Source organism: Lysinibacillus fusiformis (assembly GCF_016925635.1).
Lineage (GTDB): Bacteria > Bacillota > Bacilli > Bacillales_A > Planococcaceae > Lysinibacillus > Lysinibacillus fusiformis_F.
Window position 1 is genome coordinate 1,670,339 of sequence record NZ_CP070490.1, and the last position, 25,007, is coordinate 1,695,345.

The following is a 25,007-nucleotide window of genomic DNA, read 5'->3' on the forward strand; positions in this document are numbered from 1 at the left end:
TCACCTACACTTTCTCACGGGCATTTTTACCAAAGATACCCGATGGTCTGAAGATTAAGATTAAAATTAAGATAACGAATGCCGCTGCATCACGCCATAACGAGAAGCCAAGTGCACTTACTAAGGACTCTACAACACCTAGTAACATACCACCAACCATAGCGCCAGGGATGATACCAATACCACCAAGAACAGCTGCGATAAATGCTTTAACACCAGGAATAACACCCATTAATGGGTCAATTTTTGTATAATAAACACCGAAGATAACACCTGCTGCACCAGCTAAAGCTGAACCAATCGCAAACGTTGCAGAAATTGTATTGTCAACGTTAATACCCATTAGGCGAGCTGCATCTGCATCGTGGGAAACGGCACGCATTGCTTTACCGATTTTTGTCTTATGTACGATGAATTGTAAAAGAATCATCAGTACAACTGCGACTGATAAAATTAAGATGGATGTACTGCTGATTTGTACGCCAAAAATATCTAGTGATTTATTTTTGAAAACTTCAGGATAAGCTGCTGGTTGAGCCCCTCTGAAGAAAATCGTTGTATATTCGATTAATAGCGATACACCAATCGCTGTAATTAAAGCTGCGATACGTGTAGCATTTCGTAATCGTTTATAGGCAATACGTTCAATTAAAACACCAAAGATCGCACAAACTAACATCGCCAATAATAGTGCTGGGAAGAATCCAAGCTCCCATTTAGCAATTGCGTAAAAGCCAATAAATGACCCAATCATGAAGACATCACCATGAGCAAAGTTAATCAGCTTGATAATACCGTATACCATCGTATACCCTAGCGCTATTAACGCGTAGATACTTCCAAGTGAAATACCATTCACAAGTTGCTGTATCCATTCCATGCGCATTCACTCCTTTAAATTTTCTGAAAATTGAAAAATAAGTACATAGATCGATACTAATAGTTATGTTTTGCACTACGATTCTAGTTATCTAGCACACAAAAAAGGAAGGCGTGTTTACCCGCCTCCCCCTTGCTTACAAAACATTAAGGATTAACTTTAGAGTTGAACACTTGTTTACCGTCTTTAAATTCAAGAACTGTTGCTGTTTTAATTGGGTTATGATTTTCGTCAACTGAGAAAGTACCTGTTACTAAAGAAAGATCTTTTGTTGCAGCTAATTCATTTTTAATTGCTTCCCCATCCGTAGAGCCTGCACGTTTAATCGCATCCGCAATGTAGTAAATTGTGTCATAGCCAAGTGCGTTGAATGCGTCAGGCGCTTTGTCACCATTTGCAGCTTTAAATGCCTTTACGAAATCTTGAATTTTTTGATCTGGGTCTTCAGCAGAATAGTGGTTTGTGATGAATGTGTTATTCAATGCATCCGCGCCAGCTAATTCGATTAAAGTTGGAGAGTCCCAACCATCAGCCCCCATTAGAGGTACATCAATGCCCATTTCACGTGCTTGTTTAACAATCAAACCAACTTCTTCATAATATCCAGGGATAAAGATAAAGTCTGGATTTGCCGCTTTAATATTTGTTAATTGTGTACGGAAGTCTGTATCCTTCGCTACATAAGCTTCTTCTTTTACAACTTTTCCGCCACTCTTCGTAATCGTTTCTTTAAATGATTTTGCTAAACCTTTTGCATAGTCTGATGCATTATCTGCGAAAATAGCTACATTTTTCGCATCTAGCTCACCTGAAGCAAAATTAGCCGCTACAATCCCTTGGAATGGGTCAATAAAGCATGTACGGAAAGCATATTCATTAACACTGCCATCCTCGTTTACTGTGATATTTGGTGCTGTACCAGAACCAGTAACAATAGGAATTTTATTATCATTTGCAATTTGAACAGTTGCTACTGTATTACCTGAAGTTGCAGGTGCTAGCATTGCTACTACTTTATCCTGCGTTGCTAGTTTAATAGCAGCTGAAGTTGCTTCAGAGTTCTCTGATTTATTATCTACTTTAATCAGTTCAATTTTCTTACCATCAATACCGCCAGCATCATTAATTTCTTTTACAGCCAGCTCTGCACCTAGCCCAATAGAGGAACCATAAGATGCTACATTCCCTGAAAGTTCTAAGTTGGCACCAATTTTAATTGTATCGCCATCAGATGAACCTCCGCCTGATGATGAGCCTCCGCCAGAACTTGAATCGTCTCCGTTACCGCAACCAGCAAGAACACCAGCAAGTAATGAAGATGCTACTAAAAGTGAACCGAACTTCTTAAGCTTTTTGCTCTCTCTCATAATTAAATTCCCCCTGAAAATTTCTCAAATATTAGATATTTCTGATAATTATAAACAATTAAAATCATTTACTCAATAGCTAAAATAATTATTTATAACTATCTAAAAACAAAAGAAAAATATTATTCATATAAGCCTTTTTCATTGTAAAACATTCTTTATATTTAGTCTAGAGTGATTTTTCAGTATAATTAGTTATTTGTGAATTATCTTTTAATTCAAACCATAGACTAGTACAAAACTATCAGATGAAATTGTTTTTTCACAATAAAGTCTAGTTGATTTAAACACCCCCTCCATCTATTACGATTATTTCCCTGAAAATAATTATGAGAATAAGAGTAACAAATTGTTTATATCTGTACTGTAAATAGGAAAAAGCTTAGAGTGGGTTCCCCCATACTCTAAGCTTTTTTTAATTCAAACACACAAAGGCGCTCATTTATATTTGTTTCATTTTCTAAATGTACTTCATGAAGCAATTCAAATGGTGTTCCATGATGTAAAAATTGTAAATAATCGTAAGGCGGATAATATAAAATTATATGAATATCTCGCATTCGCTGCTCGTAGGATTTCCAAATATTATGAATGACTGAACGAAAAATGTGAATGGAAAAAGGATTAAAAAAGAAAAACACATTATCACGTGACTTTATTTCATAAGCTTCTGCTATTGTATGAATAAATTTGATGGGTGCATGTGCTCTCATTTTTTGAAGATAACTACGTTTATTTTCTTCTGCCTCTGCATAAAATCCTGCATCCATTTCTATCCCAACAGTTGGAATATGGAACTTATGGTGCACATAAATGGGAACTCGCCCTTTCCCGCACCCCATATCAATAAATACTGGATTGTCAGGCATCTCATACGCTGCGAATAATTGCTCCAACCCACTGTATGGCGTTGGCTCATAACGGTGATAGTGTGCAAGCTTAGGAAAACCATATTGCTCTCCCACCGTGTTAATGTGCAAATGTTTATCAAATTGCTGTTCATTCATATGAAAAGACCCCTCAGAAAAGAATGCTTTATTTTAACACGATAAAAAGCAAAAACCATACCCAAAGATATTGGATATGGTTATTTTTTAACGACCTCTGCGTTTAAATTTAACAACAAAGAGAAGTGCGAAAAGGAGTAGCACTAGGCATGTAATGGCTGTATACACCATATTTTTATCAATAACAGGTTCCTGATTGGCTGCTTCACCATTCGCACCCGGCATCCCCATTGGACCTCCGTTTCCATCTGGGCGTTGCATTTGTTCCCCATTTTGTCCTGTTCTCGGACCCTCGCCCTCTCTATTAAAAGGTGGGCTCTTTGATGGATCAAAGTCCTCTGGTAGCTGACTTGGATCAAAATCGTCTGGCATCGAATTCATTTCACCATTTTCATTTGGCATTGGCATACCCATATTGCCCTGAGAAGACGTAGATGCTTCCACTACAAGCTCCCCAGACAGTTGCTTTAATATAGATGCTGAGCGCTGTTTAGCAAATTCAGGCAAGCTTTTTTCACCTTCAACTGCTTCCAAAAACTGCTCCGTAGTAGAGAATTTAGTTGGATCTGCCTCCACATAGGTAGTTAATAGCACCGCTAAGTTTTTAGTAATAGATTGGACATAGTCTTCTGTTAAATAGGTTGTTGCTAGTTCTTCTAGATACCCTTCATATTTGGCACGGTATTCTTCATTAGCAAGTAATGCATTTAGGAGTGGCCGCTCCTCTAATGTTGTGCCAGAAACAGGGGTTGTCACACTAAAATTAATAGCACTATCAGCTAACAAGTCGCCAGACATGCCCATTCCCATGTTGAAGCCGCCACCTCGTTGTTGCATACCCCCATCACCTGCCTGAGCGGGTTGTCCATTGTTTTGTGCCACTGGTTTTTCCATATTAGTAGAAGCGTCAGCTGGATTTTCTCCGTTTCCTCCTGCTATTCTACCTCCTCCAGCCCCAAAGCCACCAAAGGACATGTTGTAATCCCAAGGAATAATAGAAAACACACCGTTCTGTTCATATAAATAATAGTTATGTTTCATATTCCCTTGATAACTATCTAAATTCACAAGAGCTGTGTTGACGGCAAAATAACGTAACATTTCATCAACATCAATATACTTTTCTATGTCTCCACCATTATTAATAGCATCTAGCATTTCAACCAACTTGGATTGATCAATATTACCTTCATTTGTTTTTAATCCGATGCCTGTATAGTCTTCGATATCGTCACTAATATATTTTAAATCGCTGCCTGTCCCATCTGGCTTAAATAAAAAGCCATCATTAGAGCCATAGTTATTAGCTAGGAATGTCTCATCCACTGCTTCTACTCCTAAGAACAAGCCTCGTTCCTCACCATTCACTGTGACATACATATAGGAGTGTGCCGGTGTTGGTAAACCCATTTGCTCCATCAATTTATAGGAGATGTACTCTCTCATTAATGTAGAATCACTATAATTATTGTTTAAATTTAATTTTTTCAAGCCATATAAGCTTTGTGTATCATCATAATAATCAAAATCGATTTTTAAACTATAGCGATCTGAGTCACTATTGACAACCGATCGTAATGATAGATTGCCCTTTGTACGGATAGCAACATTCTCAATTTTCTTGCCGTTTACTGTAATATCTGCCTGTTTTAATTCCTCAGCCGAAGCATTTTCGAGCATGTCAGCCCAATCTTCCTCAGCAATTTCAATATCAACTGTTGTTACTTTATTTTTATTAAATACTATATTCTCATAGGAGAACTCTGAATTTTTCGTTTCAATGCCTACATTCGGAAGTACAGCATATATCACGACAAAGAGAAGGAGTAAAATTGCCATGCACAGGTAGACAATTCGCGTTTTAATCATAGCCGTCACCTCTCATCGTAGTCCTTTTTGCTAATGAAGTCATTACGCTGTGAAATTCCCATCATAGCTCAGCATAATGGCTGATTTTACACCTGCTACCTTTGTTAGCTCATCCATCAATTTTGCATCATTTTGTTTTACACGAATTTCATAAGTAGTTTCGATTTCATTCTGTTGCATAATGGATTTGGATTTGAGAGCGAACTTTTTTGTTTGTGCAGCAATAATTCGCTCGATCTCAGCGTTTGCTAGCTCTTCTTCAAACTTTACAATCAATAAATAAGGGTTTTCTACTGTTATTTTATTAACGAATATTAGCAATACAAGTCCGATTAAAACAGCACCAATAATCACTAATGGGATAAAGCCAGCACCACATAAAATACCTGAAACAATTGCCCAGAAAATATAGACTAAATCCATTGGGTCCTTAATAGGTGTACGGAAACGTACAATGGATAAAGCACCAACCATACCAAGTGACAGCAGAACATTTGAACTGATTCCCATAATTACTAATGCTGTTGCCATTGTCATAATAAGTAATGAGATATTGAATGAATGTGAGTAAATGACACCATTAAAGGTTTTCTTATAAACAGCGTAAATGAAAAGCCCAATAAAAAACGCGACTACTAAACCAATAATGGAATCGATTAATGAAAATGAGGTTGTTTTTTCTAAAAAGTTGGATTTAAAAATATCACTAAATTTAATTGTATCCATTGTTCATTCTCCTTTATTATTAGCCGTACATACGACTAAGCTGATATTTTGAATAGGCCTCTGCACGAGTATCCACCGACTGTAGTAAATACTTGATGATGTCTGGCAGATATTCATCGTACTTTACCTCTAAGATCACAAGATTTGGCTCCAGTACATCCACCATCGGCAAGTTTTGATTAAACATATCAGTGTTGCGTAGACTTGATTGCACCTTACTATCAAACGTCACACGCACATTACCAAACGGATAGATATAGGCCTCTCGCTCATAATCCACTACCGTAGTAGGTCTTAGCTGGTTGTAATTCATCTCTTGATATAAATCTCGAATTAACCCTCGGCCATCATTCTCCATCCAGGATATCTCCCCGATACGCATTTTTTCATACTCAGCTTGAGATATTGCACATTTTGTTTTAAAGGTAACATTGTTACGTTTACTCTTCCGCTCCAGATTAATAACAGCACTAGACTTGCCGTATATGCGAACCCGATATTTGTCTCGATTGATAAAGCCCTCTTTTTTTTCATTTAGCACTTTATTGGAAAAATTATCGAAGTACGTACTACGTATCAAATATTTACCGTCTAAACCCGCATGCTTGTCCCGCTGCATAACATGCTGAAGCTTGGTTTTTAATAACGCATAATCTGGATAGGAGATCGCTTGTTTAATTTCTTGGCGACCGTTTGGATTAAATGAAGTAACGATTGGCATTTCATCACTCTCCCTACTTGTATTAGTGTCAAACCGACAAACCCTTATTGATGCTCGTCCCTTTGTTCATTTCTCGTCTACATCGTTTACTATAAAGGGCTTTTGTGTCAGGCAGATGTCAGCTTTACATATTCTTCATTTATCTTTTACAATACAAAGCAGATTTCTGAGAGACGGGTTAAACCATCAAAAAGGCTACCACGCTCTTATAGCGCAGTAGCCTTTTGCAGTACTAATTCAAAGTGTGTTCCAGAGGGATTGCTTTCGATTAATCGCAAATCGCCTCCGACAGATTGGGCCATCATTTTACTAAGTGGTAATCCTAAACCCAAGCCGCGAACAGTATATTTTTTATTTTCTCCTCTATAAAAGCGCTCAAAAATAAATGCCTGATCCTCTAGAGGGATACCATGACCTGTGTCCTTCACCCTCACCGACAGAGTTTCCCCTTGATCTATCAACGTCAAGGTGATGGTTCCTTTGTCCATCGCCTGTTTAGCATTGGTTAAAAGGTTTGTAATGATTTGTTGGACACGAACAATATCTACCTGTACCAGCATAGGTTGTTCTAACAAATGTAAATGAACTTTTACATGTTCCTCTTCCTGCATTACTTCCCACTGTGCCACCGCCTCTCGCAGTAGCTGATTAACATCTACGGACTCTATCTGCACGGGGATAGCATCGACAGCAAAATGATTAAAGGCAAGTAAGTCCCCAACCATTGTTTTCATTTTTGTCGTTTCAACCATAGCCATTTCAATGAATTCCATAGCATCCTGTCCCGTTACAACACCATCTCTTACCGCCTGTAATAAACCACTTATAGAGGTGACAGGTGTTTTCAACTCATGGGTGACACCCGCTAGTAATTCCGTTCGAGTTTTCTCCAACTGTTCTAATTTATTTGCCATATTTTTAAAGGAGGAAACAAGCTCATAGACCTCTTTTTCCTTACTATCTTGAGGCAAATCAATTGCATAATTGCCTTCCTGTACATGCTTGGCAGCCTCTGCTACTTGTTTAATGGGATGGGCCAACCGCTTTGACAAAAAGTAAATAGCGATCCAGCCTAATAAAGCTAACGCTCCTATTAATATGGCAAGCTGTCCATATGCTTGATTAACCCTTGTTAAATTCTCCTTCTTCTCCATCACCAGGGCCCAGCCCAATAACTCATTATTATTTTCTATCTTTCTTTTCACCACATATTCAGGTTCAAGTCCATCCTTTATTTCCTTAGTACCTTCTTTTCCATCCAACAAGCCAGCTACATTTTTGGCACTACCAGGTGGTACTGGACGGTTACTTGTCAGTATATTGCCCTCAGTATCTACAACGTACAAAATCGGATCGATCTCTTTCATATTAAAACGCTCTCGATCCCCTATAAAACCTGGAATACCCTTTATAGGTCCATTATTAGGATTTGTTGTATCCGTTAAACGATAGACCGTCTCGTCTGCTAAAAACTCCATCAATTCTAATCGATTTTCAAATGTTGTATGACGAATCCATGTTGCTGAGATTAACGAAATAATAGCTAAGCCTATGAAAAGTGTTAGTAAATAACGGCTCGTCCAATATTGGAGTAAGGATATACGCTTATTTTTTTGGAACACTTAGCTGATACCCCAATCCACGTAGTGTCTTTATTTCTCCTTCTGCCTCATCCCATTCTTTTAATGCCTTCCTAAGTCTCTTTATGGCTAAATCTACGGCACGATCACTACCTTCATACTCCCAGCCCCACACTTGATCTATAAGCTGATCACGGGTAAATGTTTGATTGGGATGGTCAGCTAAAAACATAAGCACCGATAAATCTCTTGGCGTTAATACAATCTCTTCTCCACCCAAAAATACTCTATGTGCTTTACAATCAATTGCTAGAGACCCATACCGCTTAATAACAGATGCATCTGGGCTGCCTTCAGCACGCCTTAAAACAGCCCTCACTCTTGCAACAACTTCATCTGCGATAAAAGGCTTGGCAATATAATCATCTGCTCCATGATCAAACCCCTCTAGACGGTAATTAACCTCTCCTAATGCTGTTAACATGATAACAGGGCAGATACTTCGTTCTCTTATTTCTTTTAAAATGGACCAACCATTTTTTTCAGGTAACATAATATCTAGCAACACTAGGTCTGGCTGTGTTTCACGAAACATGTCCAAGGCTTGGCCACCATTGAAACATTGTGTCACACTATAACCCACTTTTTGTAAATACACCTTTAAAACCTGGCTTATTGCATATTCATCCTCTATTACTAAAATGTTTGCCAAAGTCAATCACCTCGTTACTAGTTTGCTCTTATGTTCATTATAGCATCGGATTATGTCAGTTAAATGTCAGCCTATCCATAGTTCAAAAACTACTAGCAGAGAATATATAGAGGTCATCTATTGACAATGTCTTCCTAAGCCACTTATCATTGAGTGCGAATGATAATCAATGATAATTCATTCGAAAACCTAGTAAATGAAATTAAGGGGGGTAAAAGCATGATTATTGTAACGAATCGTATTCAGGTAAAACCCGGTTTTGCTGCGAGAATGGCACCAAATTTTACAAAGCCAGGTCCTCTGCAACAGTTTGAAGGCTTTCATAAAGTAGAGGTATTAATTTCAACCGATGATCCTACTTATGACGAAATGAGTGTTAATATGTATTGGGAATCTAAGGAGCATTTCCAAGCATGGCGTAATAGCGATGCATTTGCTGCAGCCCATCAACGTCCAAATTCAGGTTCTGAGGGAGAAAAAGCTGACAGTCCAATTATCGGCAGCAAAATAGTAGTGGCTGAATTAGCATCTTCTATCGAAGCTTTAAGTTAATGAACGACAATTAAATTACTTATACATTATCTTCTGATTCTATCTAAAAAGCCCTGCATGTTGAACAATCATGCAGGGTCTTTTTTCTTGGTATAAGAATCATTGACTAAATCAATATAAAAGAATGACTAATAGATAGCCCAGTACGGATAGACAGACTGAGCCAATTAAACCTGCAATAAATGCCTTTACACCTAGCTCCTTAAATGTTTTGATCTCAACATTTAATCCCAGACCGGCCATTGCCATAGCAATTAAAATATAAGCAATATTTACAAATGCTGCCGATACATTCGCTGGTATAATTCCTAAAGAATTGATAGCACTCATCGCTAAAAAGCCTAAAATAAACCACGGTATGATCGATAATGAAAACGCCTTTTTCTCTTCGCTTTTGTCCATTCTTCGATAGAAAATACCAATTATAATCGCTACAGGTACGAGCAGGGCAACACGTGTTAGTTTCACGATAACTGCTATATCAATTGCTTCATTTCCACCAGCAGAGGCAGCTGCAATCACATGAGCAATTTCATGTAATGTACCACCTGCGAAAATACCATACGCAGAAGGTGTTAAATCGATGATGGAATAGAGTACCGTATAAATAAGTGTAAATATAGTACCCAATAACGCAACAATCGCGGCTCCTACGGCGGTTTCCTTTTCATTTGCTTTAATTTGAGGTGCGATTGCCACTACTGCAGCAGCTCCACAAATGGCTGTCCCACAAGCCGTTAATATCCCTAGCTTCTGATCGACTTTAAATATTTTTGTTAGCCCATACACAACAATTAATGCAAATAGCAAATTAATGACTGCAATTATAAAAACGTTTGCTCCCGCATGATAAATATCTGCCAAATTTAAGCGCATGCCCAATAAAATAATACCGAAGCGTAATAGCTTCTTGCTGGAAAATCCAATACCTACTTGCCATGAATCCTGTACTTTAAATGTTGCTCGCCAAGCCATCCCTAAAATAATGGCAATAACCAACTGTCCCAATATCGAAAAGAAAGGAAATGTAGCAATATATTTCGCTACTAAAGCAATAAGGAGTGTTAACAATATTCCCTTCAAGAAATTTGGATTAAGGGTGGATTTTACTTTATTCTGTCTATTAACCATGTTGTTCACTTCTTTCTCCCTTGTTGATTATTACTTTAATAAAGAGCACACTATTAGTAAAATACATATATATAATCGTTATTATTAATATTTCTAATAATAGAGGTGGAGATATGCAATATGATGCTTTAAAAACATTCATCACACTGGTCGAGGTCAATAATTTTACGAAGACTTCTGAAATACTTCATATTTCACAGCCAAGTGTTAGCTTACACATTAAGAACCTAGAGCAAGAATTACAAACAACCTTATTTATTCGCTCACCAAAATCGGTGCAAATTACACCAACTGGTGAAATACTTTATAAACGAGCAAAGCAAATCATGGCTATCACAGAAGCTGCAAAAGAAGATATCGCTGCCTATCATCAAGAGGTTCAAGGTACACTAGTCATTGGTGCAAGCTTTACGATTGGTGAATATATATTGCCTCCAATCATAGCCAGCCTACAGCAACAATTCCCACAACTAGAACTTCAAATTATTATTGGCAATACAAAAGAAATCATTCAATATACAAAATTACTGCAAGTCGATATTGGTTTAATTGAAGGGCAGGCTCATGATAATGAACTCGTCATTAAGCCATTTATGCAAGATGAGCTATTTATTGTCAGTGCCAGTAATCATCCTCTTACAAAGCAACATTCTCTTACTGCTGATAAACTCCAGCAGCAAAGCTGGGTTGCGCGTGAAGAAGGCTCTGGAACACGTTATTATTTGGATCATTTATTCAGAGCAAATGGTCTGCAGATTCAATCGCTTTTGACCATTAGCAGTAATCAGGGAGTAAAGGAGAGTGTTATACAGGGACTTGGTCTTTCCTTATTGTCTGCCTGTGTTATAGAACGTGAATTAAAAAATGGGGATATGACCATTTTGCCCCTTGAAGGGCAGCACTTTATGCGAACATTTTCTTATCTTTGCTCACCAACGATAAAAAATAAGCGCAATGTCGACATATTGATTGATGTCTTAACTAAGAAAGCTTAGCTGACTTTTCTCGTCGCTAAGCTTTTTTTATCGTTCTTCTCGTATTGAAACGCTTATTTTCAATGATTTCGACAAATTTCGTCGCAGCTCTAGAAAGGGGCACTGACTTCAAATAACACATACCAATACTTCTTGCTGGAATACTTTCCATTAAAGTTAATTCATAAAGAAGACCTCGTTGAAGATAGTCCTTTGAAAATTCCTTTGTTACACATGCAATGCCGAGGTTACTACGAGCAAATTCTAGTACCAAATCATGTGAACCTAGCTCAAACTCTGGTTCTATATGAACCCCTCTTGCAAAGAGATAATCTTCCACATACTTCCGTGAATTTGATTTTTTCTCTAGAAAGATAAGCGGAAATTTCAAAAGATCCTCATAGCTTAAACTTTTAGATGAAAGTGTTTTATATTTTTCCCCACAGACAAAAATATCCTGAATATCTGTACATACCGTTAACTGTAATGTTGAATCTTCTATTGGAAAATTACAAAACCCTATATCTACCTCACCCGATTTAATAAAATTACATATTTCAGAGGTAGTACCATTTAGCATTTGCAATTTGATATTCGGATACATTGTGTGGAATGCTTCTAAATAGGGCATTAAAAAGAAGCGTGAAATAGTATCACCTACCCCTATTTTTAATTGCCCTGTTGTTAAATTTTTAAATTCAAGCAACTTTTCTTCACCAGCATCTAAAAGCCCTAAAGCTGAATTTGTATATTCAAAAAGAAGGCTTCCCTCTGTTGTTAATGTCACACCTTTAGGGGTTCTATTAAAAAGACGTGTACCAAGCTCATTTTCTAATTGCATCATAGCCTGACTAACAGCTGGCTGTGTCATATATAAATCTTTTGCTGCACTTGAAAAGCTATTATTTTTTGCTACAACACTAAAAACACGATATAAATCTAATTTCCCTATCATATAAGCACCTCTTATAGCTATTATATGAACTATTAATTTTACTTATATCATTAACGAGCCTTATAGTAAAATCATATGGATTTTATTTCACTTTACGCTAGATAGAATGAGGAGAGATTAAATTGGAACGTGTAATCGGTACAGTTGTAAGAGGTCTTCGTGGTCCTATTATTAACGAAGGCGATAAAATTGAACAAATCGTTGTAGATACAGTGTTAAATGCTGCAAAAATTGAAGGATATGCAATCGAGGATCGTGATATTGTGACAGTAACTGAATCTGTCGTGGCACGTGCACAAGGCAACTACGCAACGATTGATGATATCGCTGTAGATGTAGCGGCTAAGTTCGGTGATGATACGGTAGGCGTTATCTTCCCCATCTTAAGTCGAAACCGCTTCGCAAACTGTTTACGAGGTATTGCTAAAGGTGTAAAAAAGGTTGTATTAATGCTAAGCTACCCATCTGATGAAGTTGGTAATCACCTTGTAGATATTGATGAGCTCGATGTAAAAGGTATTAACCCATGGACGGATACACTAAATGAGGTTGAATTCCGCGAGCATTTTGGCTATAAAAAACACACATTTACTGGTGTAGATTATATTGAATACTATAAAGAGTTAATTGAAGCAGAAGGGGCTACGTGTGAGGTTATCTTCTCTAATAATCCAAAAACAATTTTAAATTACACAAAGAGTATCTTAACGTGTGATATTCATTCACGTTTCCGCACAAAACGTATTCTAACAGCGAACGGTGCAGAAAAAGTTTACAGCCTTGATAATATTTTAGCTGAATCTATTAATGGTTCTGGTTTCAATGCTGAGTATGGTCTTCTTGGCTCAAACAAAGCAACGGAGGATAGTGTTAAATTATTCCCGCATACTTGCCAACCAATTGTGGACGGTATCCAAGCAAAAATCAAAGAAGCTACAGGAAAAACAGTAGAAGTCATGATTTATGGTGACGGCGCATTCAAAGATCCTGTAGGTAAAATTTGGGAGCTTGCAGATCCTGTTGTTTCACCTGCATTCACAGCTGGATTACACGGAACACCGAACGAGGTTAAATTGAAATATTTAGCAGACAATGATTTCGCAGACCTTCGAGGCGAAGAATTGAAAGCTGCTATTTCTGAATACATTCAAAATAAAGATGAAGATTTAACAGGTCAAATGGCTGCACAAGGAACAACACCTCGTCGTTTAACAGACCTTATCGGTTCCCTATCTGACCTTACATCTGGTTCGGGCGACAAAGGAACACCTATGATTTACATTCAAGGTTACTTCGATAATTACACTAAATAAACAAATAAAAATGAACTCTCGTACTAATGAAGAGAGTTCATTTTTTTATGGTGAGGATAACAGGAATCGAACCCGTAATCCCTTTGAAAAGGGATATGCACTCCTTGCAACTACCTCGTAATATATGATTTTTGAATGCTTGCTATAGTATTACATTGTTCTCAGTCCCTTCTCTTCTTAATTGGTTATGATTTTAATTTATTTGGCATAATTTCTTCCTGTAGCCAATGCTCACTTGTTTGAACATGTTGCGGTCTCACAAATTTCCCTAAATTATATCGGAAATCATCGTAATGGAATGAGCCAGCATTTCGAATGACATACCCCTCTTGTTCACCATCAAAGATTGATTTACCAGTAAATGTACGTTTTATCTGTCCTTCGTCAAAAATTCCTCGGTATAAAACAGGCACTGTTTCTATACCTAATTCTGCTGCAAAGGCAACCGTCTCATCCCAGCTCAAGCATACACTTTCTTCATTCCAAATACTAAACAAGTAAAAGTAACTTGTTAACGCTTGATAGTAAATAGAATGCTTTGCATAAACATTTTCACCACATAGGCGCCAGCCATCTGGAATTCGATAAGCAAAGCTTGCATGGAATGTTTTCACCCAATTTCTCGAAGGATGATTTGCCGAATGAATACTTCTAGCATGCATATAGTCTCTGTAAAGTGTTGTACCTTCTCCATCCAACTTTTCAGTGACAACAACCTCTTTTCCAATAAAATGATTCACATTTCTAGCAACTTTATCGTCATGGGTATAGCCTCTGCTCCACGGTAAATGAAAACTTCTTGGGTATTTCATGAATTTCGTCATATTTTCACTTCCTTTTCCTATTGTTTATTTGGCAAATTGATCTGCCTCACGGAAAAAATAAAGCCTTGTTAATAAATCACCATCTAATAAATGATAAATTTGGCTTCCGCCTCTATCGCCCCCATACTGGATTAACATATGAAATTGCACTAAATGAACAACCTTTAATACAAATTCCTTTTCAAAGCCCAACTCTAATAGAAAATGGCAAACCAGTTGCGCAGATACATTTTCATGCCCAAAATAACCATAACGTTGTTGCAATGGTTTATATTTTTTGCAAAATGGTTTACCGACATCATGGAACAATGCGGCTATTTGAAGAGCAAGTTTATCGCTTTCCAAATAGTACTCATTCATATACGCATACACAAAATACGTATGCTGACATAGTAAATATTGATGGAATGGGTTTTCTTGATCGAATTGATAAATTTCTTTAAAAAGTGGGACTGCTTGAAGTGTTTGAAAAAGTTCATCATAAGTGGGGTTGCTTTGTATGAGTGAAATAAACTGTTGTCGAGAAATATCATAGGGACTTGATTCATGTACAATATGCACTTCATCAAACCCTTCTCCTACTGTCGGGAATTCTAAATGCTTTCTCATTTTTTCCATCACGATTAATGGTACATGCCGCTTCCGTTGCTGATTTCTGGCTACACAAATTGAATAAGGTGTATCAAAGTAATAACATACCTTTTGAGCTGTACTTGGTATTTTACGAAGTGCAAACATCCTGCGCTCCCATTCAATATTAGTAGCATCCACAATAACAGAAAACCCTTTTGCCACTAAGCTATTCAGACGCTCATATAATGTGCGAAAGACCACACGTGATTTCTGCTTAGTTGCGTCACCAAACAATTCCTGTCGTATAGCGTCACTAGAAAGAACAACTGCATTCTCCCTTTGGGCTAGTTGTTTCACAAATGTACTTTTTCCACTCCCCGGCAACCCTACTGTAAAGATCACCTTCATTATTTTCACCTCCCTTCAAGTTTCTATATCGTATTAAAAGAACAATCCTTTAGCTTAGATTTCTAGTAGTAAGAAAATGAAAAGACATGAGTCATGTTCCGTACTCATGCCTTCACATTATATGAGTTTTTAACTTACTAGATAAGGGCACTTATGGACACAGTGTCCGTGCTACATTTTCAAAGTAACGAACGCCATAAATAAGCGCTTCTTCATCAATTTTAAAACGAGGATGATGTAATGGGTACGCATCACCAAACTCTCTATTATGTACCCCTATAAATTGCATTGATGAAGGAACAGCTTCTGAAAAATCTGCGAAATCCTCGGTTCCGAATATTGGTTCAGGTAATTCCTTTACACCTGAGGCTCCTACAATCTCACTAGCTATATTACGGGATAATGCCGTTAATTCTTTATCGTTTGTCACAGAAGGGCAACCTAGCTCCCATTTAATATCTACTTTTGCATCGTGCATAGAAGCAATATTTGTAACTATTTTCTCTAAATATTTTCGTGCATCTACACGAATTTTAGCATCTAGCGAACGAATCGTTCCTCCAAGCTCTGCTGTATCTGCAATAATATTTAAAGCTGTTCCACAATGAAACTTTGCAACAGTTAAAACAGGAGCATGTGTACTTGGAACTTTGCGCGACACGATTGTTTGCAGAGCTACGACAATTTCTGAACCTATCATCAATGGATCTATGGCGACCTCTGGTGTAGATGCATGACCGCCTCGCCCATAAATTTTAATTTCAAAATCATCTGCTGCAGCAGTGAATTTACCATCTTTCATAGCAAATTGCCCTACTTCATAATCAGGACTTACATGTAGAGCAAAAGCGTAATCTACATTTTCTACAATTCCTAGTGAAACCAGCTGAGCAGCCCCTCCTGGAGTTACCTCTTCAGCATGCTGAAAAACAAAACGAATTTCTCCATTAAAATCGGTTCCACGCTCAGCCAATGCCTTTGCGGCACCAAGTAACATTGCTGGATGAGCATCATGACCACACGCATGCATAACTCCTGGATTCTTCGACTTAAAGGGTAAATCTGTTTCTTCTTCAATCGGTAAAGCATCAATATCGGCTCGAAGTAAAATCGTATGCCCTTTACCATCTGTTTTTGTCCCTTTTAAAAAGGCACATACACTTGTTTCTGTTAAACGCTTCACTTCTAAATGTGGAAACGTTATTAATTGATCATAAATGTATTGAGCTGTTTTATACTCTTGATGTGATAATTCAGGATGCATATGCAAATGTTGACGCCACTTAATAACCTGTTGTTTTAAATTTACTGTTTCAATCAATTTAAACACCCCTATTATATATTTTATTAAAACGGTCCATAGTTCATGAGATGAGCAATGACTAACAAACTAATCGCTAAGCCTGTCTGTATCAGAAAATAAGGAAATACCCACTTAACCCACTTTGAAAATGGAATGCCTGCTATTGCTAATCCCGCTAATAAAACGCCACTTGTAGGAATCACCATATTCGAGATACCATCGCCAAACTGGAAAGCCAATACTGCTGTTTGTCTAGTTACACCGATTAAATCTGCTAAAGGTGTCATTATCGGCATTGTTAACGCTGCTTGTCCACTCCCAGATGGTACTAAGAAATTTAAGCAAAGCTGAAGTAAAAACATTCCTACCGCGTTAATCGAAGCAGGGAGCACACTTACAGTATTCGAAACAAAATGAAGAATGGTATCAATTAATCCTCCATTTGTAGTAATCACCAGAATTGTTTGCGCAAATCCAATGATTAATGCTCCTTCCACCATATCTCGAGCACCAGAAATAAAACCTTCAGCCATTTTATTCGGACCAATTTTACAAATAATCGACATGATAATGCTACTTAGTAAAAAAACTCCGCCAATTTCACTTATATACCACTGAAATTTTATTACCCCTACAATCAATGCTACAAAATTCGCCAAAAGTACCAGTAATGCTAGCAAATGTCGTGGACTCATCTTAAAGTCCAAATCAATTTTAATGCTTTCTTCACGTTTAAACTTTCCGTAGATCCCTTTCGATGGATCACTCTTTACTTTTTTTGCATGTCTGTAAATATAAAGTACAGTCAAAATATAAAACACAATGAATACCACTATTCGATATGACATCCCTGAATACATTGGAAGCTCTGCAATGGTTTGGGCTACACCGATGTTAAAAGGATTTGTAATACCTGAGGTAAAGCCCGTTGCTAAGGTACCTAGCATTACGATGGCAAAGCCAGTAATCGCATCCATTCCAAGCGCCATCGTTAACGGGATAATTATAGCTATATATACAAGCGTATCTTCTGCGGAACCAATTAGTGTTCCTAAACTAGCAAATATTAAAACTAGAATAGGGATTAATACGTATTCTTGTTTTCCAAACTTTGAGGCCATAACCTTAATAAAAGAATCAATCGCCCCTGTCTTTTGCATAATCCCTAAAGCGCCACCGAATAAAAAGACGAATAAGATAATGGAAGCACCTTCAAGCATCCCCAAATGCACACTATTAAATATTTCAAGAAAACCAACAGGATTTGAACTAATATATTGAAAGGATTCTGGATCTACAACCATTCTTCCATTACTCTCGACTCTTTCATACTGACCTGCTGGTAATATATAGGTCAATAAAGACATAACTAAAATAATAATAAACATTAATACAAATGCATTAATTCCTTTTATGCGTGGTTCATCTATCTTTTTTTCTTGCTGCAGGTTTACCATAATTTTCTCCCCCTAACAATTATTTTCTTTAATCTTTGAACCGAGACATAGGGCAAAATATCAATGAATTACTTTCATAGGAACTCTAAATTTCCATTCAACGGAAAAACATTCCGATTAACGGAAACTTTATACAAAGAATAAAAAATAGAATTTAAAATGTCAATATTTTTTTGATAATTCCGTCAAATTATTTTTTAATAACTCAATAAATGATGAAAAACAAAAAATAATAATAATTTCTTCAAAAATAGGAATAATTTATGTGCTTTCTACATATAAAAAAGACTGCTCCACCTATTTGTGGACCAGCCTTTATCGTTATAATTCTATGTTCTTTATACTTTTATTATAGCATAAATTTACAATAATTTCTAGACTATACTTCTTTCCGAAGTAGATGTATGATAAATTTCCTGATTCAATCCCCCCATATCACCTGCGTTTAGATACTTTTCACTTTATTCAAAGGGTGGTTGGACAACCAGTTAAAAAAGTATCACAATTACCTTCTTCTCACCATCTATAGAGGTGAGGGTTACTGTCAAAGGAAGCGAATAACTATGGAGAGGAATGTGAGTAAACGTTGGAAAATCAAAAAGAATGGCTAGAAGAAAAGCATCACCTTGAGGATTCTTTACACATCATTGTTCACAAAATTAAAGAGTTACAGCACAAAGAAAAAGGCTTTAAAGAAAATGCTGTCGCCTTAAAGAAATCTTTTTGGAACGATGTTAGAGTCAATTTAGATACTGCTGAGGATGTCGACGAAACCTTTTTTGCAATTAAGCAACAGGCGGAGCTTTTATCTGACTCAGAGCTTGCACAGGAACGTGCAATTCGCAACGTGAAGGTGTATGAACGTTTACAACAGTCACCCTATTTTGCTCGTATTGACTTTTTACAAAATGGTCAACAAGACCCTTTAAAAATTTATATAGGTGTATCCACATTATTGGATAAACAGGATGAAAATATCGTCATTTTTGACTGGCGAGCACCTATATCAAGTATGTATTATGATTACACACCTGGCGATGCTTCCTACGAAACGTTAGGTGAAGAAATTCATGGAGAAATGCTGTTAAAACGGCAATTTATTATTAAAAATGGTCAACTACAATCCATGTTTAACACGGGCCTTACAATTGGTGATGACTTATTGCTTGATATTCTTGCACAAAATGCAAATGAGCATATTCGTAGTATTGTTGCAACAATTCAAGCAGAACAAAATAAGATTATTCGCCATGTAAATTCACGCTATCTTATCGTTGAGGGCGTTGCAGGTAGTGGCAAAACAGCTGTAGCCTTACAGCGGGTAGCCTATCTATTGTATCGTTATCGTGATGAAATGACTGCCGATCAAATTTTGCTAATTACACCTAATCAACTTTTTAATCAATATGTTCATTCAGTCTTACCTGATTTAGGTGAAGACAATATGCAGCAATTAACGTTTATAGAATATGCTGAAAAACGATTAGGTAGACAGTTTCAATTGGAATATCCTTATGAGCAACTTGAAAACCTGTTAACAGAAAAAGATAGTGCTCATTATCAAACAAAATTAAGCATCATTTCTTTTAAAGCGAGTCTTGCTTATAAACATTTGATGGATCAATATGTTGGTTATTTATCCAATAAAGATTTGTTATTTAAAAATATCGTTTTTCGTGGAGAACGAATTATTACTGCAAAAGAAATTAATGAATACTTCTATTCTTTTCCTTCCACCATGTCGATACCGGATCGCCTACAATTAGTAAAAGAATGGTTATTGCAACAACTAACAAAATTGGAAAAGGCCGAACGTACAAAGGAATGGGTAGAAGAAGCAACTGAGCTATTAGATAAAGAAGACTACTCCAAATCTTATAGTGAGCTTTTATATGAGGGACGCTATACTGAAAACTCATTTGATGATTTTGATCAAGAACGCTCTAAATTAGCGAGACAAATTGTCAAAAAACACTTTAAACCATTACGTAACTCCGTTAGCCAGTTAAAGTTTGTCCATATATTGGGTACGTATCGACAGCTCTTTGATTTGAATAGTTCTATTAACAAGGATTTACAGCACCTTATGCCAGACAATTGGGGGGATATTTGTCAGCAAACACTCCCTAATTTAGCAAAGCGTTTGATTGCCTACGAGGATGCTGCGCCATTTTTATACTTACAGGACAAAATTGAAGGACAGCAGACCAATAGGATGATCCGTCATGTATTAATTGATGAAGCACAAGACTATTCACCATTCCAACTGACGGTATTACAGCAGTTATTTCCAAAAGCACGTATGACCATTTTAGGTGATGGTCATCAAACGATTCACCCGCATACCTTTAATAATCCTTCCCTACTCGACCCTCAATTATATGGTGAGCAGGCAGAAAAAATGATTTTAACGAAAAGCTATCGTTCGACAAAGCAAATCATTCAACTCACTTCCAAAATTTTGAATGATGGTAGTGAGGTAGAAGCTTTTAACCGAACTGGCCCTGAACCATCGATTACTATCGTGCCAAATGAACTCGAATTAATGGATCAAATTATTCAAAACATCAACCATTTATCTACCAAATTTGAAACAATTGCTGTCATCTGTAAAACTGCAGCCGAATGCTCTGCTGTTTACAAGCAATTAAACAATCGAGTAGATATTCAATTGATCAACCATAATACGAAGCAATTTAAAAAGGGTATTTTATTACTTCCAGCTTATATGGCGAAGGGCATCGAATTTGATGCGGTAATCATCTATAATGCATCTGCCGCTAATTACTCAAGAGAAAGCGAACGGTACTATTTTTATACAGCCTGTACAAGAGCTATGCATGAATTGCACATTTATTCCATCAACAAATTAACCTATTTCCTTCAATAATAGGGACCAGGAGAATCTGTAAATAACAGATTCTCCTGTCATGTTGTTGAAAAAGGATCATGTCACTAGCAGAAAAAGACCTTTTAGCAAGATGAGGGGTTGATTTCCGTTCCGCCAGCGTCCTTTCCAGGGGGCGTCCGAGGAGCCGCTTCACTCACTTACGTTCGCTCCAGGGTCTCCTCTGTGACGCTCAATCCCCTTGGAGTGACGCTGGCTCCACTCCAATCAACCATTCTGCAAAAGTGTCTTTGCTTTATCTTTCATACTGGCCGTAGCGAACAAAATATCTCATTATTTGTATTATTAGAGAATCAATAGACTCTTATTTTCAATGTGGAGAAGTAATGCATGACAACACCGCTCTATAAAGAGTAGTGAACACCTTTACTAAAAAGAACCATTTTTATGTATTGAAGTGGAAGGCTACTTGACTCCCGTGGGATAGCGAGACAGGCGAAACCCTGCACGGAGCGATAGCGGAGGAAGCGATTCGGCGCTCGCCCACAGGAAAGCAAGTAGCCTGCAACGGAAATCCATTTCTACCTTTCAATTGACTGTTTTGTTTTTCAACACTAAGAACAGGAGAATCTGTAAATAACACATCCTCCTGTTCTCCATGCTGTCTTTATATATAGAACGTATAATCTTCTGGAATGACACGTTTTAAAAATTTCTTTGTGCGCTCTTCTTTTGGGCTGACGAAAATATCATGAGGGTTGCCTTCCTCTACGACAACTCCTCCATCCATGAAAATTACACGATTGGCTACATCTTTGGCAAAGCCCATTTCGTGTGTCACCACAAGCATTGTTGTACCTTCAGCAGCAATATTTTTCATAACCTGTAGAACCTCACCTACTAATTCAGGGTCGAGTGCGGACGTTGGTTCATCAAATAAAATAATATCAGGATTCAATGCTACTGCGCGTGCAATACCAACACGTTGCTGTTGACCCCCTGACAACTGACTTGGATAGGCATTATATTTTTCTGTTAAACCTACCTTATCAAGAGCCTTTTTACCAATTTCCACAGCCTGTGCCTTCGGAATTTTACGTCCAATGATTAACCCTTCCGTTACATTTTCTAATGCCGTTTTATTTGTGAATAGATTATAGTTTTGGAAGACAAATGCGACACGCTGGCGAATTGCATGTACGTCTTTTTTCTTTACATGTTGAAAATCAACTTGAATCTCTCCAAATGTCGCATGGCCTTGATCAGCCTTCTCTAAAAAATTGATACAACGTAATAATGTTGTTTTTCCTGAGCCACTGGGGCCTAAAATAACAACAACATCCCCTTTATCAATAGCTAAATCAACACCCTTTAAAATTTCATTGCCACCAAATGATTTATGAATATTTTTAATTTCTAACATGCTCGTTCACCCCTTAGGCATTTGCCATTTTGTATTTGCTTAAATATTTTTCATAGCGCTTAAACAAGTATTCAACCGTGCTACATAAAATTAAGTACACGATAAAGATATCCAGATAGGCTTCCACATAATTGTAGCCAACGTTTGCGGCTACTTTTGCCTTCAGCGTAATTTCAGGAAGCGACATTGCATAGCCTAGAGACGTAGCTTTAATGAGATTAACCGTAGCTGTACAAATATTTGGCAATGCCACTACTAATGCTTGTGGAATGATAATTCGAGTATATGCTTGGAATGTTGTCAATCCCACTGAGTGAGCTGCCTCTAATTGTCCCTTTTCAATCGTACTTAACGCAGAACGAAACACCTCTATTAAAATCGCTGTTGAACTGAATGCAAACACAATAAACGCATACCAAATTGGATTGATTTTATAAATATCATACGCAATATGATACTTTTCAAAAATCATTTTTAACATTAACGGTATACTGCTATAGATAATAAAAATTTGTATAATGATCGGCGTTCCTCGCACAAAAGAAACATATATTTTTGCTAGATGATGGACAACTGGAATTTTATTAATCCTAGTTAGTGCCAACAAAAATCCAAGTGGCAAAGCTATCGCCAAAGCAACAACTGTGACAAGGAGTGCGATAGGAACACCAGATAATGCTACGAAAAATGTTTCAAGTAAAAATTGATAATTCACATTCACGCCTCCTTAAGTTGTTTCTAAGGTCTTCTTACCCTTACCAAATACCTTTTCTAACATAGTAAATATTTTTTCTATAATAATAGATAGCACCCAATAAATAATAGCCAATGCAATATAAATTTCTAAAGCATGCGCATTGATGTTACTCGCAATAATTAAATTCGCCTTGCCTACAATATCAATTAAACCGATTGTATAAGCGAGCGCACCTTCTTGTAATAAAGCAATCATGCCATTGCCAAAGTTCGGCAAAGCTACGACCAGGGCCTGTGGAAAAATAATTCGACGATAGGCTTGGAACGGTGTTAGCCCAACACTAACAGCTGCTTCAAACTGCCCTTTTGGAATAGCTAAGTAGGCGGATCGTATCACCTCAGACATTATTGCTGCGAATTGTAAGGTGAATGTGACGACAACAAATATGGCCGTTTCAATTGAGTGGAGATTAAGACCAACATTTTCTGCTAATGCTGGGACCCCATAATAGACAAGAAATAATAAAACAATGGATGGTGTACAACGCATAATCGTTGTATACAGATTAGCGAATTTAATAAGCCACTTCACTGAAGATAGCTTAGCTGCCGCCAACAATAAGCCGAATAGGGTACCTAAGATAATGGAGGACCCTGCAACTAAGAACGTAATTTTTAAAAATGGCAATAACACTGGAATTGCGTTCCAAATGTAGGTTGCATCAAAATATTTATCCATTTCCTCACCAACTTTTGTTTTTATGAATAAAGACTGCTGAGCTTTACTGACTCAACAGCCTTATAATTCGTTCCGTTATAAACTAACGATTTACATTTTCCAGTACTTCAAATAAATCACGGCCATAGAATTTTGTACTTAATTCATTTGTTTTCTTTTGTTCTTTAACCTGAGCTATCGCTTTATCATAAGCGTCAGCAAATTCCTGCTCTTTTTTATTGAACAGTGGCCATGTTTTAATAACAGCAAATTCGTTATAGACAACGTCATCTTTTAGGTTATAATATGGGCCATCTTCTGCAAGTACTTGTTGTTTAAATGGTCCTTCAATCATGACACCACCATCAACACGACCTTCATTTACCCACTGCACTACATCGACTGTAAATGCGTCACCAGCCTCAAGTTTTACTTTATTATCGGGATTGGCCGTATTATACTCATCAATAATTGTATATTGAGCATTATTTGCAGCAATTGGTGCCAATGAATAGCCCTTTTTGGCAAAATCCGCTAATGTTTTCACACCTTCATCCTCTTTACGTAAAACTAGACCAGCGCTACTTAAACCTAAAAATTCCTTTGGGAAAATAAACTTCTCTGTACGCTCCTGCGTAAAGAATGCATTTTTAACCCCTACTTGATATTTCCCTTGCTCTACACCAATTAACAAATCATCACTTGTAGTACCTACATACTCAAATTGATAGTCAGGTAATAACTCATCTACTAATTTCATTACTTCGACATCATAACCTGTTGGATTACCATTATCGTCGATGTAACTAATAGGTTTTGACGCTTGATCGTAGGCAACCTTTACTGTACGAACCTTTTCACCATTACCTGAATCTTTATCTGCAGATTCTCCTGAATTACAACCTGTTAATAATGCTATAGATGCCAAACCAACCGCTGCAAATTGAAATATCTTATTCTTCTTCATATA

General features: G+C 37.1%; 22 protein-coding genes. 4 read left to right on the forward strand and 18 right to left on the reverse strand.

The annotated features are described in order from the left end of the window. Positions 1-4 precede the first annotated feature (4 nt). The 8 genes from JTI58_RS08340 to JTI58_RS08375 form a co-directional block, all read right to left on the reverse strand. Entirely contained in the window at positions 5-880 is an 876-nt protein-coding gene (locus tag JTI58_RS08340) for a branched-chain amino acid ABC transporter permease (protein ID WP_016992164.1), read from the reverse strand. Between the two features lie 146 nt (positions 881-1,026). Then, a complete protein-coding gene (locus JTI58_RS08345; RefSeq protein ID WP_016992165.1) occupies positions 1,027-2,247 on the reverse strand; it encodes an ABC transporter substrate-binding protein in 1,221 nt (406 codons plus the stop codon). 404 nt (positions 2,248-2,651) lie between these two features. Beyond that, on the reverse strand, positions 2,652-3,254 hold the full coding sequence (locus tag JTI58_RS08350) for a class I SAM-dependent methyltransferase (protein WP_205446204.1): 603 nt from the start codon (positions 3,252-3,254) through the stop codon (positions 2,652-2,654). An 87-nt stretch (positions 3,255-3,341) separates the two neighbouring features. Next, positions 3,342-5,123, reverse strand: coding sequence for a CotH kinase family protein (locus JTI58_RS08355; protein ID WP_205446205.1), 1,782 nt, complete (start codon positions 5,121-5,123; stop codon positions 3,342-3,344). Positions 5,124-5,165: 42 nt separating this feature from the next. Next, positions 5,166-5,849, reverse strand: a complete 684-nt coding sequence (locus JTI58_RS08360) for a DUF4956 domain-containing protein (RefSeq protein WP_131521792.1) — start codon at positions 5,847-5,849, stop codon at positions 5,166-5,168. 19 nt (positions 5,850-5,868) lie between these two features. Further along, the gene (locus JTI58_RS08365; RefSeq protein WP_205446206.1) at positions 5,869-6,570 is read right to left on the reverse strand and encodes a polyphosphate polymerase domain-containing protein; all 702 of its coding nucleotides are present in this window, start codon (positions 6,568-6,570) and stop codon (positions 5,869-5,871) included. A 206-nt stretch (positions 6,571-6,776) separates the two neighbouring features. Then, positions 6,777-8,192 carry a sensor histidine kinase gene (locus JTI58_RS08370; protein WP_205446207.1) on the reverse strand — a complete coding sequence of 472 codons (1,416 nt, stop codon included), beginning with the start codon at positions 8,190-8,192 and terminating at the stop codon, positions 6,777-6,779. Then, positions 8,176-8,862 (reverse strand): response regulator transcription factor, encoded by a 687-nt coding sequence (locus JTI58_RS08375; protein ID WP_205446208.1) that lies wholly within the window; start codon positions 8,860-8,862, stop codon positions 8,176-8,178. The genes JTI58_RS08370 and JTI58_RS08375 overlap by 17 nt, the downstream gene beginning before the upstream one ends. Positions 8,863-9,081: 219 nt before the next feature. On the opposite strand from JTI58_RS08375, the gene JTI58_RS08380 reads away from it, so the two are divergent. Continuing rightward, positions 9,082-9,414: a heme oxygenase gene (locus JTI58_RS08380; protein WP_205446209.1), complete on the forward strand. Its 333-nt coding sequence runs from the start codon at positions 9,082-9,084 to the stop codon at positions 9,412-9,414. A 111-nt stretch (positions 9,415-9,525) separates the two neighbouring features. Here JTI58_RS08380 and JTI58_RS08385 read toward each other — a convergent pair whose 3' ends face one another. Then, the gene (locus JTI58_RS08385) at positions 9,526-10,545 is read right to left on the reverse strand and encodes a YeiH family protein (protein ID WP_205446210.1); all 1,020 of its coding nucleotides are present in this window, start codon (positions 10,543-10,545) and stop codon (positions 9,526-9,528) included. Positions 10,546-10,658: 113 nt separating this feature from the next. Between JTI58_RS08385 and JTI58_RS08390 the strand changes: the two genes are divergently transcribed. Then, complete coding sequence (locus JTI58_RS08390) at positions 10,659-11,540, forward strand: LysR family transcriptional regulator (RefSeq protein ID WP_205446211.1); 882 nt, start codon at positions 10,659-10,661, stop codon at positions 11,538-11,540. 16 nt (positions 11,541-11,556) lie between these two features. On the opposite strand, the gene JTI58_RS08395 is transcribed toward JTI58_RS08390, so the two are convergent. Further along, on the reverse strand, positions 11,557-12,474 hold the full coding sequence (locus JTI58_RS08395; protein WP_205446212.1) for a LysR family transcriptional regulator: 918 nt from the start codon (positions 12,472-12,474) through the stop codon (positions 11,557-11,559). A 122-nt stretch (positions 12,475-12,596) separates the two neighbouring features. Here JTI58_RS08395 and JTI58_RS08400 point away from each other — a divergent pair, with 122 nt between their 5' ends. Then, positions 12,597-13,787, forward strand: coding sequence for a coenzyme F420-0:L-glutamate ligase (locus JTI58_RS08400; RefSeq protein ID WP_205446213.1), 1,191 nt, complete (start codon positions 12,597-12,599; stop codon positions 13,785-13,787). A 185-nt stretch (positions 13,788-13,972) separates the two neighbouring features. Here the strand turns inward: JTI58_RS08400 and JTI58_RS08405 are convergent, their stop codons facing one another. From JTI58_RS08405 to JTI58_RS08420, 4 genes are all read right to left on the reverse strand, one after another. Continuing rightward, positions 13,973-14,611, reverse strand: coding sequence for an RNA ligase family protein (locus JTI58_RS08405; RefSeq protein WP_205446214.1), 639 nt, complete (start codon positions 14,609-14,611; stop codon positions 13,973-13,975). A 24-nt stretch (positions 14,612-14,635) separates the two neighbouring features. Then, positions 14,636-15,592, reverse strand: a complete 957-nt coding sequence (locus tag JTI58_RS08410; protein WP_205446215.1) for an AAA family ATPase — start codon at positions 15,590-15,592, stop codon at positions 14,636-14,638. A 151-nt stretch (positions 15,593-15,743) separates the two neighbouring features. Continuing rightward, positions 15,744-16,922, reverse strand: a complete 1,179-nt coding sequence (locus JTI58_RS08415; protein ID WP_347709113.1) for a M20 metallopeptidase family protein — start codon at positions 16,920-16,922, stop codon at positions 15,744-15,746. A gap of 17 nt (positions 16,923-16,939) precedes the next feature. Continuing rightward, the gene (locus JTI58_RS08420) at positions 16,940-18,352 is read right to left on the reverse strand and encodes a YfcC family protein (protein WP_205446217.1); all 1,413 of its coding nucleotides are present in this window, start codon (positions 18,350-18,352) and stop codon (positions 16,940-16,942) included. Positions 18,353-18,938: 586 nt separating this feature from the next. Here JTI58_RS08420 and helD point away from each other — a divergent pair. Then, on the forward strand, positions 18,939-21,242 hold the full coding sequence (gene helD, locus JTI58_RS08425; protein WP_205446218.1) for an RNA polymerase recycling motor HelD: 2,304 nt from the start codon (positions 18,939-18,941) through the stop codon (positions 21,240-21,242). Between the two features lie 625 nt (positions 21,243-21,867). Here the strand turns inward: helD and JTI58_RS08430 are convergent. The 4 genes from JTI58_RS08430 to JTI58_RS08445 all read right to left on the reverse strand — a co-directional run bounded on the left by JTI58_RS08430 (position 21,868) and on the right by JTI58_RS08445 (position 25,004). Beyond that, positions 21,868-22,623 carry an amino acid ABC transporter ATP-binding protein gene (locus JTI58_RS08430; RefSeq protein WP_205446219.1) on the reverse strand — a complete coding sequence of 252 codons (756 nt, stop codon included), beginning with the start codon at positions 22,621-22,623 and terminating at the stop codon, positions 21,868-21,870. A gap of 13 nt (positions 22,624-22,636) precedes the next feature. After that, positions 22,637-23,338 (reverse strand): amino acid ABC transporter permease, encoded by a 702-nt coding sequence (locus tag JTI58_RS08435; protein ID WP_205446220.1) that lies wholly within the window; start codon positions 23,336-23,338, stop codon positions 22,637-22,639. 12 nt (positions 23,339-23,350) lie between these two features. Continuing rightward, positions 23,351-24,058: an amino acid ABC transporter permease gene (locus tag JTI58_RS08440; RefSeq protein ID WP_205446221.1), complete on the reverse strand. Its 708-nt coding sequence runs from the start codon at positions 24,056-24,058 to the stop codon at positions 23,351-23,353. A gap of 82 nt (positions 24,059-24,140) precedes the next feature. Then, positions 24,141-25,004: a transporter substrate-binding domain-containing protein gene (locus JTI58_RS08445; RefSeq protein ID WP_205446222.1), complete on the reverse strand. Its 864-nt coding sequence runs from the start codon at positions 25,002-25,004 to the stop codon at positions 24,141-24,143. Between the last annotated feature and the right edge of the window lie 3 nt (positions 25,005-25,007).

What these genes read in the sequence shown, in the direction of transcription:
- JTI58_RS08350 (WP_205446204.1), bottom strand. Translation starts at nt 3,254, where the DNA reads ATGAATGAACAGCAATTTGATAAACATTTGCACATTAACACGGTGGGA.
- JTI58_RS08405 (WP_205446214.1), bottom strand. Translation starts at nt 14,611, where the DNA reads ATGACGAAATTCATGAAATACCCAAGAAGTTTTCATTTACCGTGGAGC.
- JTI58_RS08410 (WP_205446215.1), bottom strand. Translation starts at nt 15,592, where the DNA reads ATGAAGGTGATCTTTACAGTAGGGTTGCCGGGGAGTGGAAAAAGTACA.
- JTI58_RS08340 (WP_016992164.1), bottom strand. Translation starts at nt 880, where the DNA reads ATGGAATGGATACAGCAACTTGTGAATGGTATTTCACTTGGAAGTATC.
- JTI58_RS08380 (WP_205446209.1), top strand. Translation starts at nt 9,082, where the DNA reads ATGATTATTGTAACGAATCGTATTCAGGTAAAACCCGGTTTTGCTGCG.
- JTI58_RS08345 (WP_016992165.1), bottom strand. Translation starts at nt 2,247, where the DNA reads ATGAGAGAGAGCAAAAAGCTTAAGAAGTTCGGTTCACTTTTAGTAGCA.
- JTI58_RS08365 (WP_205446206.1), bottom strand. Translation starts at nt 6,570, where the DNA reads ATGCCAATCGTTACTTCATTTAATCCAAACGGTCGCCAAGAAATTAAA.
- JTI58_RS08360 (WP_131521792.1), bottom strand. Translation starts at nt 5,849, where the DNA reads ATGGATACAATTAAATTTAGTGATATTTTTAAATCCAACTTTTTAGAA.
- JTI58_RS08385 (WP_205446210.1), bottom strand. Translation starts at nt 10,545, where the DNA reads ATGGTTAATAGACAGAATAAAGTAAAATCCACCCTTAATCCAAATTTC.
- JTI58_RS08390 (WP_205446211.1), top strand. Translation starts at nt 10,659, where the DNA reads ATGCAATATGATGCTTTAAAAACATTCATCACACTGGTCGAGGTCAAT.
- JTI58_RS08430 (WP_205446219.1), bottom strand. Translation starts at nt 22,623, where the DNA reads ATGTTAGAAATTAAAAATATTCATAAATCATTTGGTGGCAATGAAATT.
- JTI58_RS08440 (WP_205446221.1), bottom strand. Translation starts at nt 24,058, where the DNA reads ATGGATAAATATTTTGATGCAACCTACATTTGGAACGCAATTCCAGTG.
- JTI58_RS08395 (WP_205446212.1), bottom strand. Translation starts at nt 12,474, where the DNA reads ATGATAGGGAAATTAGATTTATATCGTGTTTTTAGTGTTGTAGCAAAA.
- JTI58_RS08355 (WP_205446205.1), bottom strand. Translation starts at nt 5,123, where the DNA reads ATGATTAAAACGCGAATTGTCTACCTGTGCATGGCAATTTTACTCCTT.
- JTI58_RS08445 (WP_205446222.1), bottom strand. Translation starts at nt 25,004, where the DNA reads ATGAAGAAGAATAAGATATTTCAATTTGCAGCGGTTGGTTTGGCATCT.
- JTI58_RS08420 (WP_205446217.1), bottom strand. Translation starts at nt 18,352, where the DNA reads ATGGTAAACCTGCAGCAAGAAAAAAAGATAGATGAACCACGCATAAAA.